General features: G+C 67.6%; 15 protein-coding genes. 5 read left to right on the top strand and 10 right to left on the bottom strand.

Features of this window, described 5'->3' with window-relative positions; translation table 11 throughout:
• Positions 1 to 15: 15 nt before the first annotated feature.
• On the bottom strand, positions 16 to 450 hold the full coding sequence (locus SL003B_RS09215; protein ID WP_041375464.1) for a DUF1489 family protein: 435 nt from the start codon (positions 448 to 450) through the stop codon (positions 16 to 18).
• A gap of 145 nt (positions 451 to 595) precedes the next feature.
• Between SL003B_RS09215 and SL003B_RS23535 the strand changes: the two genes are divergently transcribed.
• Entirely contained in the window at positions 596 to 1156 is a 561-nt protein-coding gene (locus SL003B_RS23535; RefSeq protein WP_013652563.1) for a hypothetical protein, read from the top strand.
• 70 nt (positions 1157 to 1226) lie between these two features.
• Here the strand turns inward: SL003B_RS23535 and SL003B_RS23970 are convergent, their stop codons facing one another.
• A complete protein-coding gene (locus tag SL003B_RS23970) occupies positions 1227 to 1361 on the bottom strand; it encodes a hypothetical protein (RefSeq protein WP_277914620.1) in 135 nt (44 codons plus the stop codon).
• Positions 1362 to 1617: 256 nt separating this feature from the next.
• Here SL003B_RS23970 and SL003B_RS22755 point away from each other — a divergent pair, with 256 nt between their 5' ends.
• A complete protein-coding gene (locus tag SL003B_RS22755) occupies positions 1618 to 2373 on the top strand; it encodes a DUF599 domain-containing protein (RefSeq protein ID WP_013652561.1) in 756 nt (251 codons plus the stop codon).
• On the opposite strand, the gene SL003B_RS09190 is transcribed toward SL003B_RS22755, so the two are convergent.
• Both SL003B_RS09190 and SL003B_RS09185 read right to left on the bottom strand, forming a co-directional pair.
• On the bottom strand, positions 2259 to 3500 hold the full coding sequence (locus tag SL003B_RS09190) for an adenylate/guanylate cyclase domain-containing protein (RefSeq protein WP_013652560.1): 1242 nt from the start codon (positions 3498 to 3500) through the stop codon (positions 2259 to 2261). The two genes, SL003B_RS22755 and SL003B_RS09190, sit on opposite strands and share 115 nt — an antisense overlap.
• A 114-nt stretch (positions 3501 to 3614) precedes the next feature.
• Complete coding sequence (locus SL003B_RS09185; RefSeq protein WP_013652559.1) at positions 3615 to 4412, bottom strand: YdcF family protein; 798 nt, start codon at positions 4410 to 4412, stop codon at positions 3615 to 3617.
• Positions 4413 to 4462: 50 nt separating this feature from the next.
• Here SL003B_RS09185 and SL003B_RS09180 point away from each other — a divergent pair, with 50 nt between their 5' ends.
• Positions 4463 to 5068, top strand: a complete 606-nt coding sequence (locus tag SL003B_RS09180; RefSeq protein ID WP_013652558.1) for a thiamine phosphate synthase — start codon at positions 4463 to 4465, stop codon at positions 5066 to 5068.
• A gap of 10 nt (positions 5069 to 5078) precedes the next feature.
• Here the strand turns inward: SL003B_RS09180 and SL003B_RS09175 are convergent, their stop codons facing one another.
• Positions 5079 to 5906, bottom strand: coding sequence for an aldo/keto reductase (locus tag SL003B_RS09175; protein ID WP_013652557.1), 828 nt, complete (start codon positions 5904 to 5906; stop codon positions 5079 to 5081).
• Between the two features lie 116 nt (positions 5907 to 6022).
• Here SL003B_RS09175 and SL003B_RS09170 point away from each other — a divergent pair, with 116 nt between their 5' ends.
• Positions 6023 to 6418 carry a globin family protein gene (locus tag SL003B_RS09170; RefSeq protein ID WP_013652556.1) on the top strand — a complete coding sequence of 132 codons (396 nt, stop codon included), beginning with the start codon at positions 6023 to 6025 and terminating at the stop codon, positions 6416 to 6418.
• Between the two features lie 71 nt (positions 6419 to 6489).
• On the opposite strand, the gene SL003B_RS09165 is transcribed toward SL003B_RS09170, so the two are convergent.
• The 5 genes from SL003B_RS09165 to SL003B_RS09145 all read right to left on the bottom strand — a co-directional run bounded on the left by SL003B_RS09165 (position 6490) and on the right by SL003B_RS09145 (position 10381).
• A complete protein-coding gene (locus tag SL003B_RS09165) occupies positions 6490 to 7107 on the bottom strand; it encodes an ATP-dependent Clp protease proteolytic subunit (RefSeq protein ID WP_013652555.1) in 618 nt (205 codons plus the stop codon).
• A gap of 354 nt (positions 7108 to 7461) precedes the next feature.
• Entirely contained in the window at positions 7462 to 8583 is a 1122-nt protein-coding gene (locus SL003B_RS22285; protein WP_148259279.1) for a GGDEF domain-containing protein, read from the bottom strand.
• 159 nt (positions 8584 to 8742) lie between these two features.
• Positions 8743 to 9144 (bottom strand): ACT domain-containing protein, encoded by a 402-nt coding sequence (locus SL003B_RS09155; RefSeq protein WP_013652553.1) that lies wholly within the window; start codon positions 9142 to 9144, stop codon positions 8743 to 8745.
• Positions 9141 to 9767 carry a hypothetical protein gene (locus SL003B_RS09150; RefSeq protein WP_013652552.1) on the bottom strand — a complete coding sequence of 209 codons (627 nt, stop codon included), beginning with the start codon at positions 9765 to 9767 and terminating at the stop codon, positions 9141 to 9143. Before SL003B_RS09150 ends, SL003B_RS09155 begins: the two co-directional genes overlap by 4 nt.
• A gap of 131 nt (positions 9768 to 9898) precedes the next feature.
• Positions 9899 to 10381 (bottom strand): MarR family winged helix-turn-helix transcriptional regulator, encoded by a 483-nt coding sequence (locus SL003B_RS09145; protein ID WP_013652551.1) that lies wholly within the window; start codon positions 10379 to 10381, stop codon positions 9899 to 9901.
• Positions 10382 to 10592: 211 nt separating this feature from the next.
• On the opposite strand from SL003B_RS09145, the gene SL003B_RS09140 reads away from it, so the two are divergent.
• The gene (locus tag SL003B_RS09140; protein ID WP_013652550.1) at positions 10593 to 12527 is read left to right on the top strand and encodes an FAD-binding monooxygenase; all 1935 of its coding nucleotides are present in this window, start codon (positions 10593 to 10595) and stop codon (positions 12525 to 12527) included.
• Positions 12528 to 12577 lie beyond the last annotated feature (50 nt).

Raw genomic sequence — 12577 nt, 5'->3', positions numbered from 1 at the left:
GGCCGGTTTCCGGCGTCAGATGAGACAGAGTTCGGACAGCTCCCGGCGCATGCCTTCGGGCATGTCGGCGTGGCCGCGTCCGGTCGCGATATCCGCGGGCGCCTCGGTCGGCTTGAGGTAGCGCCAGCCCTGGAACGCCCGCCGCGGCTGCATCTGGGTCAGGATCAGGCGCGGTTCCAGCACCAGGTCGCAGCGCTTGATGCCGGCCTTGTCGGTGAACGGACGGATGTCGACAAGGTGTTGACGAACCTGGATGAATCCCTTGATCACCCAGTACAGAGAACCGCCGTCGAGCAACTCCTCGCGCCGCGTCGGGTTCATCCGCGTGGTGTGCACCTGTTCCGCCGGCTCGCCCGCCGCACGCCTTTCCCCCATCCGGAAGTCGATCCAGGCCTGGAGGCTTTCGACGCTATCCGCGCCCACGCAGAGTTTGACCAGATGGAGAGCCATGCCCTTCCCCTAGCAAGGATCGGCGCGCCGTCAAAGCGCGCCCGCGGCTTTTTTCACAGGCCTTGGTCGGGGATAGGCACAAGGAATCCGAAACGAGTTTCCGTCAGGATAGAGGGATATCTTGCCGCAACGCCGGACACGACCCATGCGTCCCTGGACGATCCGAGCCCTCCGAGCAGGCCTTGTCGCCGCCGTCCTTCTGGCGGCGGGTCCCGGCCTGTGCCTCGACCTCGGCCCGCACCGGATCGTCAACACCGGCGGCTTCGTCGCCGGCGCCGACGGTACGGTTGTCCCCCTGCCGCAGGATCTCGGCACGGCCGACCTCACTCTGCACCTGTCCGACGACGCGACCGTGCTGACGCTCGACATTGCCGGCACCCGCCTCGCGCTTTTCCGCCGCCCCGACGGCCTCGCCTCGATCGACTGGACCCCGCGTGCCGGCGTGGTTATCCACCGCGACGACCTGCTCGCCCTGGCCGGCAAGACCCGCCTGGAGGAAGTCGACACCTGGGGCGCTGAGATCGACTGGCCGGCTTCGGGCCCGGCGACGCTGGTGCTGTTCGACGTCGCCAACGCCGCCTATGCCGGCTTCCTGGTCAGCCGGCCGGGCGGAAAGACGGTCGTGCGCCAGATGGAACTGCACCGCCACATCGGCCCCCGCCGTCGGATTTCCGCAGACCCGCCGTCGCGGCCAAGCGGGGATTAGTCCGGTCCGGCCACGAAAAAGGGCGCGGACCTGGTCCGCGCCCTGAATTCCGGCCCGATTCCGCCGCCGCTCAGTGAGCGACCGCCACGGCCTGCCTGGCGCCTTCGGCGTCGCCAAACAGCATGATCAGAGCGAACATGCCCCCGAGCACGATCACCGTCCACACGGTGACGCCCCAGCAGGACTTCTGCACGTTTTCGTCCATGAAAACCCTTGTGACTGGCAGGCGCCGCACGACCGCGAGCGGTCGAATGTGGCGCCTTTGCGGCATATGAATTAACGTCTCCCTAATTTCTTCGCAAGTGCAAAAAAAGCGCATCAGCTACGCTGGCTATGCAATTCTGGAAATGACAGTATGGTATCATGGGCTTAGGCTTTCTTGTGCAAGCCCTTGAAATCGTGAGCAGCTCGGATGCGCCCTCCGATCGGGGTAACACATTGGCAACGGTTGAGTTCCTTTCATGACCGCCCTCTCCGCCCATGACCTGATCGCTGTCGGCTGGTTTCTCCTCGCCTGGTTCGGCTTCAACGTCCTGGTTGAGCTGAGCCCCTTGCGCGACAGGACCCTGTCCCATGCCATGGAGGCCTACCGGCGCGCCTGGATGATCACCATGGCGGGACGCTCGGTGCGGATCATGGACACCGCGATCCTGTCCGGCCTCCAGCAGGGCACCGGCTTCTTCGCCTCGACCGCGTTGCTGGCGATCGGCGGTTCCTTCGCCCTGCTCGACGCCGCAGACCGCATCGTCGAGATCGCGGGCGACCTGTCGGTGCCGGTCGAGTCGAGCCGCGCACTGTGGGAAATCAAGGTGCTCGGCCTGATGCTGATCTTCGCCTATGCCTTCTTCAAGTTCGGCTGGGCCTACCGGCTGTTCAACTACGCCAGCATCGTCATGGGCGCCGTGCCCGAAGCGAGCGGCGGCCGGCATGCCGACATGCGCCGCATCGCCGAACAGGCGGCCGAACTCAACACCCTGGCCGGCCGCCATTTCAACCGCGGCCAGCGGGCGTTCTTCTTCTCGATCGGCTTCCTCGGCTGGTTCGCCGGCCCGGCGGTCTTCGCCGTCACGACGCTCGCGGTCCTGGTCGTGCTCTTGCGTCGTCAGTTCTTTTCGAGGGCCAGACGCGCCGTGCTCTCGGGACACCAGGTCGCGTTGTCGATGGCCGCGGCGGAGGGCGAGAACACCGACACCGGCTCGTCGAATCCCTTCACCTGATAGCTGCCGTAGAGCCCGGAGCGGCAGCCCATGATGTCGGCGATCGTATCGGAGACCAGGATCTCCGTGTCCAGGTCCTTGGCCAGGCCGGCTATCCGGGCGGCAAGGTTCACCACCGGGCCGACGACCGTGAAGTCGAGCCGCGTCTCGCTGCCGACGTTGCCGAAGAACACGTCGCCCGCGTGCAGGGCAATGCCGACGCGGATCTGCGGCGTCTCCTCGCAGCAACTGGCGTTGACGCCGGCGATGCGCTTCACCGCCTCGCGCGCGGCCAGCAGCGCGCGCTTGGCCGCATCGACGGCCTCGGCATCGTTCTCGTAGGGAAAGATCGACATCACCTCGTCGCCGATGAACTTCAGGATCTCGCCGCCGTGGCTTTCCACCGCCTCGGCCATGACGCCGAAATAGGTGTTCAGCAGCCGGATCAGCGTATCGGCCGGCAGCCGGTTGGAAAGCCGCGTGAAGCCGCGCAGGTCCGCGAAGCCGACCACCGCCGAGATCCACTCGCCCTCGCCGCGCTTGATCGTGCCGTTGAGCACCCGCGAGCCCGCGCGTGGACCGACATAGGTGTTGAGCAGCGTCTCCGCCGTCCGGCGCAGGGTGTTCAGCTCGCAGACGATGCCGAGCGGATGGGCGATCGATTCGAACACGCCGACATGCGCGGCGGTAAAGCCTGTGGGCGCGCGGGTCGCCAGCGTCAGGGCCTTCTTGGTGTCGCCGGCGAAGGGCATCGGCAGCGCGATGTAGTCGGTGTAGCCGTCCGCCCGGAGGTCCGGGATGATGCCGTATTCCCAACCATTCGCCACCGGCGGGATGGCACAGCGTACGGCCCGCCCTTCCATGTAGACCACCTTCAGCGGGCTGTTGTCGTAGGACGCCTCCAGATCCTGCGATTCCAGGTAGCGCCGCAGTTCCCGCGTTCCGTCGCTGGTCCAGATCGCGTTTTCTGCACGCACGTTGGGATGCAGCAGCACGATCCCGATCGTGATCCGGTCGACCGGAACCTTGGCCCGGCGCAGCCGTTCGCCGAGTTCCTCGACGATGACGAGCGTGTCGCTGATGCCGACCGCCTCGCCATGCAGCCATTGCATCACGTCCGCCGCGATCAGGGGAGCTTCGAGGGACATGGGTTCGCTTCCTTCGCCGACCGTGTGTCTCGTCGACAAGATAGGGCCCCGGAGGCCCGGAAAAAAGGCGGAGCCGTTCAATTGCTCCGCCCCCGCAGTAGGCGTGCGGCCGGATCAGGGCGCCGGCAACAGCGCGTCGGTGCGCCCACTCGCCCGGTAGGCGACGAGCCCGACCCATTCCCGGAACGCGATGTCGAGCCGCGTCAGCCCGTCGGAGACGGCGCCGAACACCCGAAGGCGGTCTTCGGGCCCGCGCGTGCGCCAGTCGACCGGATAGGGCACGACGCCGGTCCAGCCTGCCTTGCGGAAGACACCGACCGCGCGCGGCATGTGCATCGCCGAGGTCACCAGCAGCCAGGTCTGGCCTGCGCGCGGCTCGACCAGCGCCTTGGTGTAGACCGCGTTCTGCCAGGTGTTCAGCGACCGATCCTCCAGAACGAGCCGGTCCGGGGCAAGGCCGAAGCTCTCGAACAGCTGCGCCGCCCCCTCGGCCTCGGTGCTCGAATTGCCGAACAGCAGCCCGCTGCCGCCCGAATGCACGATCAGCGCCTGCGGATAGCGGCGGGCGAGTCCGGGGATCACCGCCACCCGCTCGCCGGCCGTGGTCAGCCCGGGAAAGGGGCGCTTGCCGGTCACCACGGTGTCGATCGCTCCGCCGAGCACGAGGATGCCGTCGACCGTTTCGGGCAGCGTCGAGGGCGCCGGAAACCGGTCTTCCAGCGGCACCATCAAGAGGTTGGCCAGCGGCGACAGCCCGGCGACGCCGAGCAGCAGCCCGCCGGCGGACGCCAGCACCAGACCGATGCGCCGGAATCGGCCGAACGCCAGAACGAGGCCTGCCGCGATCAACAGGAAGACGAAGTTCGACGGCCGAATGACGAAAAAGACGATCTTGGACAGATAAAAGAACATGGACCCGTGCCGATCTGCTATCCCCGCCCCGTAACGATGAGGACGTCGTCATGCTCGACCGATTCTATCTTATCGTCGACAGCGCCGAATGGCTCGTGCGCCTGCTGCCGGCCGGTCTGAAGCTGGCGCAGCTGCGCCTGAAGGACAAGACCCCGGCCGAGATCGAGGCCGAGGTGCGGGCCTCGCTCACGCTCGCCAGCACCTTCGGCTGCCAGTTGGTGATCAACGACCACTGGCGCACCGCCATCGACGCGGGCGCGGCCTGGATCCATCTCGGCCAGGAGGATCTCGACGGCGCCGACCTCGCCGCGATCCGCCGGGCCGGCCTGCGCCTCGGCATCTCGACCCATACCGAGGCAGAACTCGACCGCGCCCTCGGCTTCGATCCCGACTATGTCGCCCTCGGCCCGATCTACGAGCCGGGCGGCAAGAAGGTCGACTTCGCGCCGCAGGGACTCGCCCGCATCGGCGCCTGGAAGGCGCGCATCGCCTGCCCGCTGGTCGCCATCGGCGGCCTGACGCTGGAGCGGGCGCCTGCGGTTTATGCCGCCGGCGCCGACAGCCTGTGCGTGATTACCGACGTGCTGGCCGCCGCCGATCCCGAAGGCCGCTGCCGCGCCTGGCTCGAGGCGCGGCAGACCTGGACCCGGGGCTGAGCCCCCCTCCCTACTCCGTGTCCCAGTCCGGCGCCCAGTCCAGGTTGATCGTCCGCCCCCGGGGCGAGCCGAGCGCGGAAATCTCCGCCATTTCCTCGGCGCCCAGTTCGAAGTCGAAGATCGCCGCGTTGGCCGCCAGCCGGTCGGGATTGGCGGTCTTCGGAATGGCGATGACCCGCTCCTGCTGCACCAGCCAGCGCAGCGTCACCTGCACCGGCGTCTTGCCATGGCGGTCGGCGATCCGCCGGATCACCGCGCTGTCGTTGACCTGTCCGCGCGCGATCGGCGCATAGGCCGTCAGGGTCATATCGAGCCGTTCGCAGGCCGCAAGCACCGCCTTCTGGCTGAGGAATGGATGGTACTCGACCTGGTTGGTCACCAGTTGGCCGCCGGCCAGTGCCTGCGCCTCGGCCATCAGCGCCGACGGGAAGTTCGAGACGCCGACGGCGCGGGTCCAGCCGCGCGCCTTCGTCTCCAGCAGCGCCGCGATCGAGTCGGCAAGCGGGATTTCCGGGTTGGGCCAGTGGATCAGCAGCAGGTCGACCTGCTCGACCCCAAGGTCCTCTAGGCTGGCCGCCGCCGAACGGATCAGGTCGTCGTGGCGCAGGCTGTCCCACCACACCTTGGTGGTGAGGTGAAACGCATCGCGCGCCACCCCGGCCGCCCGGATGCCGGCACCGACGTCCTTCTCGTTCTCGTAGCGTCGGGCCGTGTCGATGTGCCTCCAGCCGCTGGCCAGGGCGTGGGCGACGATGTCGGAACATTGCGTGCCCGTCAGCGGCCATGTGCCGAGGCCCAGGGCCGGAATGGACAACCCGCCGATCTGTCTGAAAATCATCCCGAAAAATCTCCATGCCAGGAATGCGGCAAGCCGTGACACACATCACAGGCGCCCGCAAGCCGGTGACCCAAGCTGCCCCCATCGGGATATCACTTCAACCGAAGGGGCCAGGAATGACACTCTATCTGACACTGGGCGGCCGGCCGGCGATTCGCCAGGCGGTGGCCGCCGTGCTGACGGAACCGATGCCGGAGGCCGGCGGGGGGACCGTGCCTGCCGCTGCCGCGACCGCCGCCGACGATCTCACCGAGTTTCTGGTCTTTCTGTTCGGCGGCGCGCCGATCTACGAGGGACCGCCGATCAGCCACACCTTGGCACCCTACTGCGCCGATCCCGGCGGCTACGACCGCTTCGTCGACCGGCTGGCGCGTCATCTGGTCGGCCGGAACCTGCCGGTTCGCGTCGAAGCGGAACTGCGCGTGCTGCTGGAGCGCGTCCGCCGCCATGTCGTCGGCGCTTCCTGTGCGGCTCAGATGACCGGGCCGGCCGCGCAGCAGACTTGCGCCTGACAGGCCTACGCAACGCAAGACGCCGGCGGAAACCGCCGGCGTCGCTTGTTGTGCGTACACTGCGACACGCGTCAGCGCAACTCGTCGACCGTCTGCACGACCTTGCCGACCAGACCGTACTCAATGCCCTCATCCGGGCCCATCCAGTAGTCGCGGTCGGTGTCCTTCTCGATGCGCTCCAGCGGCTGGCCGGTGGCGTCGGCGAAGATCTTGTTGAGCCGGTCGCGCATCTTCAGGATCTCGCGTGCCTGGATCTCGATGTCGGTCGCCATGCCGCCCGCGCCGCCCGACGGCTGGTGCAGCAGGAAGCGGGTGTTCGGCGTGCAGAAGCGGCGCTCCTTGGGCACCGACACGTAGATCAGCGCGCCCGCGCTCGCCACCCAGCCCATGCCGAGAATGCGCACGTCCGGGCGGATGAACTTGATGGTGTCGTGGATCATGTCGCCGGATTCGACATGGCCGCCCGGCGACGAGACGATCACGGTGATCGGATCGCCGGACACCTGCGCCAGCGCCAGCAGCCGCGAGCAGACGTCGCGCGCCAGTTCCTGGGTAATCGGACCGGTGATCAGCACCGTGCGCGCGTCGAACAGATGCTTGTCGACCTGGATCGACTGCGGCGTCTTGGTCTTCTCTTCCTCGTCTTCGTCGTCAAGGCGGACAGGCACCGACGTGTACTGGTTCATCATGCGCTGGACAGGCTCCATTGGTGAAGGTGTGCCGGTGAATCCCGGCGCGGTCTCATGGCCCCATGTTTATGCCAAGCCGGCCCGGCTCGCAAACGAAGAGCGGAGTATAGCCTCCAAAGGGTTATCAAGAGCGCAACAGGCGCGCCGATGCGGCCCGGCAGGCCCAGCCCCCGGCGGTCTCACCGCTCGCCCGGACGGTCCGACCGCCCACCGCACCGCATCGGCGCACATGATCGCAGCTAGCCGGCGGCGGGAACGCTCCATGGTCGAAAGTCCTCTCGGTTGCCGGATCGGTTGCCGGACAGCTTTGGAACGGGGCGCGCCCGATTGCAACCGTCCGCGCGCGCCGGAGACCTAGATCTGTGCGGCAACAGCCGCGACGAGAGCCGGGGTCAGGTGTTCGACCCGGCTGCGGCCCGCCGCCTTGGCCGCATAGAGCGCCCGGTCCGCCCAGCGCATCAACTGCTCGAGATCGTCCGCCGGTCCTGCCATCGCAATGCCGATGCTGACGCTGAGTGGCCAATCGCCATCCGGCGACGCGACCGTCATGCCGGAAACCAGGCGGCAAAGATCCTCGGCCAGCCGCTCGGCGGCGAGCGCATCGGAAACCGGCACCAGCAACGCGAACTCGTCACCGCCGATCCGACCGAAGCAGGCTCCGGCTCCGACCCGGCTCCGCACCTCCCGGCTGAAATCGACCAGCACGCGGTCGCCTGCATCATGGCCGAGCGTGTCGTTCACCGCCTTGAAATGATCGAGATCGAGGAGGAGAAACGCCCTGCGGACCGAACTGCTTTGGCGCAGGGCCTGCCCGGCGTGCAGCTCGAACGAGCGGCGGTTCAGAGCACCGGTCAGATAATCGATATCGGCCTCGCGGCGCAGCCCGCGCATCACCTGGTCCCGATGCAGGGCAATCCCGATCAGGACGCCGACGAGAGCGACCAGCATCGGCACGGAGAGTGTCAGAACAAGCCCATCGTCCGGAATCGGCAGCGACGCAGGCAGGCCGTTGACCAGGCCGAACCAGCCGCGCAGGGCCTGCGTGACGGCATTGAGCGCGAAAATGGTCACAAGGAGGCCGCGCAGCAGGCGGCTTTCCCCGCTGCAGCGCCAGAACTCCCAGGCGATCAGCGCCCCATAGGCGGCCAACAGGATGGCCTGCACGAACACCCGCATGCCGGAATCCTCATAGAGCGCGGGGACCTGACAGGCGGCGAGCCACACGATCATCGGAGCGACGACGGCGGGCGGCAACACCGGGCGGTCGCCGAACTGCCTCGCTCCGGCATGGCCGATGCCGACGCCGAGCATCAGCAGCGCATTGGCGAGATCGATCGAGATCCGGTCGGGAATGTCTCCCCGCATCGCGAGCAGCAGGAAGCCGGGCACGCGCACGAGAAAGCTGATTGCCCAGCTCCTCAGCCAGGCCTGCGTGCGTGACGGCAGCCAGACCAGCAGCAGGGTGGCGCCGGCCACCAGGCTGATCGCCGCGAAAGTCAGCAGCAGCGTACGGGTATCAAGGTCCATGAGGCCCCTCGTCCAACCCGCACCTGCGCCCCTCGCGCCCGGGCGGGTCTCGCCCCTCGCTTAGGCTGAAAGGCCTTAGTGCATCGTTAAATCTGGCGACACGAGCATTCAGCCCTCGGCCAGTTCGCGCAGGACAAGCAGCGCCTGCTCCGCCGAGTCGGCGGGAACGAACACGTGATCGTGATGGAAGGCGGCGACCATGTTTGCCGGGATGCCTGCCCGCGCCAGCGCCCCCGACACGGCCGCCGTCAGACCGACCGCCGCCAGGCTGGACTGCACCATCAGCGTGATCCGCCGGTACCAGTCCGCCTCGGCCAGCCCGAGGTCCCGCGCCCGGTCGGCCGGCAGGACGGCGGTGACGCCTTCCGTTTCGGAGATCAGCGCGACCGGAGCGAGCGGCACGAGATCTGCAAAGTTCTTTTCCGCGAAGGTGCAGAACACATAGGGCTGCGGATCGAGCATCGGCCGCAGGTGCCGGATCAGGTAGTCGAGTTCGGTTTCGCCACTCATCCTGTCCTGATCCCCTCGCCTGCGCGCCTAGCCGGCCGAAGATCAAGCCGCATCAGCGGCCGTTTCGGTGATCGGCGCGCGATTTCCTCGAAGCCGAGCCTGCCGAACACGGATGCGATGCCGACGAAGCCCTCGCCCCAGGTGAGCGGCTTGTCCGGATCGATCGGGCAGGCGTCGACCGCGTCCGCACCCAGCGCCGTCGCATGGTCGACGGCGGCCCGGGCCAGCACCGGCATGAGGCCACGCTTGCGATAGGCGGAGCGGATGTAGAAGCACGGGATGGCGTAGGGATTGGCAGGCCCTTCGGCCGGGTCCGTGTCCAGCGGCATCGATGTCTTCGCCATCTGGAAACGGATGTATTGCGCGCGCGGGCCGACCGCGACCCAGCCGGCGGCAACGCTGCCGTCGTAGACGAGCAGTCCCGGCGCCGGCCCCGTCTCCGTCCTGTCCCTGAGCCCATCGCGCCGCTCGTCGCGGCTCATCGCGTTCCAGTCGCGCCCGCGCAGGAACGGCCACAGGCACCAGCAGCCGGAGTTCGCGCCGCGTTCCGGCCCGAACAACCCGACCAGATCGTCCCAACGGTCGGGGGTCAGAGGATGAATGGCGAGAGAGGCGGTCAACATCGGTCCTTCCCGGCGGCACTGGAAGCGGTTTCCGAACTTGGGCCTCTACAATGACTCCCTGCAGCGCCGCATGAAAGCCCATTCGGCTCGCTTCGTCCGCCGCACCGTTTTCCCAACGGAACCCGGACGGTTCAGTCGGCGTCCGACGCGGGCGTCGAGGCCGCACGCAGCGGCGCGCGGCTGAGGTCGTTGGCCGCCGCCGTCGCCTTGTGCAGCAGGCGCAGAAGGTCCTTCGCCTCGGCCTCGGTCAGGCCGCCCAGCATGATCCGTTGCGCCTCCTCTACGGCCGGCTGGATCCGGCGCAGGACGTCCAGCCCCTCCTCGGTGATCCGCAGCACCCGCGCACGCCGGTCCCTGCCGCTTACCGTGCGGGTCAGCCAGCCCTTGTGCACAAGGCGGTCCACGACGCCGGTGATGGTGGTCCGGTCGTAGGCGATCAGGCCGGCGAGCGTCGCCTGGTCGATGCCCGGATTGGTGCTGATCCGCGCCAGCGCGGCATATTGCACGGGCGTAAGGTCGAAGCCGGTCTTGCCGACTTCGGCGTGAAAGATCGCCACCGCGATCTGCTGGAACCGGCGCACCAGGTGCCCCGGCATCTCCTCGATATCTATCACCACAGTCTCCGGCCTCGCAGTCCTGTTTGACAAGCATACTGATAATCAGCATACTTATTATATCGAGTGTCTGTCGAGTTCGTTTTAGCATCGCCACGCCGGCTTCGGATATGGGACCGGCGGTCCGGCGAGGGTCGAAACCGCCCGGCGCGCCTGCAACCAGATCAAGGCTCCGCACCGGGCCAGGGAAATGCACCAAGGAAACCGTGCCATGCAGTACCATCACAACGGCTTCAGAACTGGCAGCCCCGACATTGCGGAGCCGTCCGACCGGGTCCGGACCGCGCCGGCCTCGGACACGCTGCCCGAGGAGGTCGACGTCCTCATCATCGGCTGCGGACCGGCGGGGCTCACCCTCGCGGCCCAGCTGTCGGCCTTTCCCGAAATCAGCACGCGGATCGTCGACCAGAAGTCCGGTCCGCTGCTGGTCGGCCAGGCGGACGGCATCGCGTGCCGCACCATGGAGATGTTCAACGCCTTCGGCTTCGTAGACCGGGTCATGAGGGAGGCCTACTGGGTCAACGAGACCACCTTCTGGAAGCCGGGCGACGCCGACCGCGACACCATCGTCCGACACGGTCGCACTCAGGACGTCGAGGACGGACTGTCCGAATTCCCCCACGTGATCCTGAACCAGGCGCGCGTGCACGATTTCTACCTGGACGTCATGCGCCAGTCGCCGAACCGTCTCGAACCCTCTTATTCGCGCCGCCTCGTCGACCTTGCCATCGACACGGCCGCCTCCCCCGGCGGCTATCCGGTGACGGCGACGCTGGAGCGGACCGATCCCGACCACGAGGGCCGAATCGAAACGGTGCGCGCCCGCTACGTCGTCGGCTGCGACGGCGCCCGCAGCCGCGTTCGCCAGGCCCTTGGCCGCGCGTTGCACGGCGATTCGGCCAATCAGGCCTGGGGCGTCATGGACATCCTTGCCGTCACCGACTTCCCGGACATCCGCATGAAGGCGCTGATCCAGTCGGCGAACGAGGGCAGCATCGTTCTGATCCCGCGCGAGGGCGGCTACATGGTGCGCATCTATGTCGAGCTCGACAAGCTGAACGAGAACGAGCGCGTCGCCAACAGGAACATCACCGTCGACTATCTGATCGCCGCTGCACGGCGGATCCTCAGCCCCTACACGCTCGACGTGAAGGAGGTCGCTTGGTGGTCGGTCTACGAGATCGGCCAGCGGCTTTGCGACCGGTTCGACGACGTGCCGGACGCCGAGGCGGCGACGCGCCTGCCGCATGTCTTCATCGCCGGCGACGCCTGCCATACCCACAGTCCGAAGGCCGGCCAGGGCATGAATGTCTCCATGCAGGACACCTTCAATCTCGGCTGGAAACTGGCCCATGTCCTCAAGGGTCTGTCGGGCCCCGAACTGCTGCGCACCTATTCCGCCGAACGCCAGGCGATCGCCAGGACCCTGATCGACTTCGACCGTGAATGGGCGAAGATGCTTAGCGCGCCGCTGAAGTCGGAAACCAATCCGGACGGCATCGAACCGGCACAGGTGCAGCACTACTTCGTCCAGCACGGCCGCTACACGGCCGGAACGGCGACGGTTTACGCACCGTCGGTGCTGACCGGCGAGGCCACCCACCAGCACCTGGCCGAAGGCCTCGCGATCGGCACGCGCTTCCATTCCGCGCCGGTCATCCGTCTCGCCGACGGCAAGCCGGTGCACCTCGGCCATGCAGCCATTGCCGACGGCCGCTGGCGCCTCTATGCCTTCTCAGGCGCGGAGGATCCGGCCGCTCCCGCCTCCGCCATCGGTCGCCTGTGCGCGTTCCTGGAGCAGTCGCCGGCCTCGCCGGTGCGCCGCCACACGCCGGCCGATGCCGATATCGACGCCGTCATCGACGCCCGCGCGATCTTCCAGCAGGGCTTCCGCGATCTCGACCTTTCGGCCATGCCGGCGTTCCTGCTGCCGAAAAAGGGCCGCTACGGCCTGACCGACTACGAGAAGATGTACTGCGCCGACCGCAAGGGCGGGCAGGACGTGTTCGACATGCGCGCCATCGACCGCGAACGGGGCTGCCTGGTCATCGTCCGTCCGGACCAGTACGTCGCCCATGTCCTGCCGCTCGACGCCCACGACGCCCTGTCGGCCTTCTTCGCCGGCTTCATGACCGCGCAGGCGTGACGCGACCGGGCTCGTGAACGGCACGCGGCGGGCACCGCCGCTCCCGCCCC

Source organism: Polymorphum gilvum SL003B-26A1, from assembly GCF_000192745.1.
GTDB lineage: Bacteria > Pseudomonadota > Alphaproteobacteria > Rhizobiales > Stappiaceae > Polymorphum > Polymorphum gilvum.
Note: the sequence above shows the minus strand (reverse complement) of the source record. Positions and strands in the feature narration are given on the sequence as shown.

Coding starts and splice junctions, on each gene's coding strand:
- SL003B_RS09215 (WP_041375464.1), bottom strand. CDS start 450: ATGGCTCTCCATCTGGTCAAACTCTGCGTGGGCGCGGATAGCGTCGAA.
- SL003B_RS23535 (WP_013652563.1), top strand. CDS start 596: ATGCGTCCCTGGACGATCCGAGCCCTCCGAGCAGGCCTTGTCGCCGCC.
- SL003B_RS23970 (WP_277914620.1), bottom strand. CDS start 1,361: ATGGACGAAAACGTGCAGAAGTCCTGCTGGGGCGTCACCGTGTGGACG.
- SL003B_RS22755 (WP_013652561.1), top strand. CDS start 1,618: ATGACCGCCCTCTCCGCCCATGACCTGATCGCTGTCGGCTGGTTTCTC.
- SL003B_RS09190 (WP_013652560.1), bottom strand. CDS start 3,500: ATGTCCCTCGAAGCTCCCCTGATCGCGGCGGACGTGATGCAATGGCTG.
- SL003B_RS09185 (WP_013652559.1), bottom strand. CDS start 4,412: ATGTTCTTTTATCTGTCCAAGATCGTCTTTTTCGTCATTCGGCCGTCG.
- SL003B_RS09180 (WP_013652558.1), top strand. CDS start 4,463: ATGCTCGACCGATTCTATCTTATCGTCGACAGCGCCGAATGGCTCGTG.
- SL003B_RS09175 (WP_013652557.1), bottom strand. CDS start 5,906: ATGATTTTCAGACAGATCGGCGGGTTGTCCATTCCGGCCCTGGGCCTC.
- SL003B_RS09170 (WP_013652556.1), top strand. CDS start 6,023: ATGACACTCTATCTGACACTGGGCGGCCGGCCGGCGATTCGCCAGGCG.
- SL003B_RS09165 (WP_013652555.1), bottom strand. CDS start 7,107: ATGATGAACCAGTACACGTCGGTGCCTGTCCGCCTTGACGACGAAGAC.
- SL003B_RS09155 (WP_013652553.1), bottom strand. CDS start 9,144: ATGAGTGGCGAAACCGAACTCGACTACCTGATCCGGCACCTGCGGCCG.
- SL003B_RS09150 (WP_013652552.1), bottom strand. CDS start 9,767: ATGTTGACCGCCTCTCTCGCCATTCATCCTCTGACCCCCGACCGTTGG.
- SL003B_RS09140 (WP_013652550.1), top strand. CDS start 10,593: ATGCAGTACCATCACAACGGCTTCAGAACTGGCAGCCCCGACATTGCG.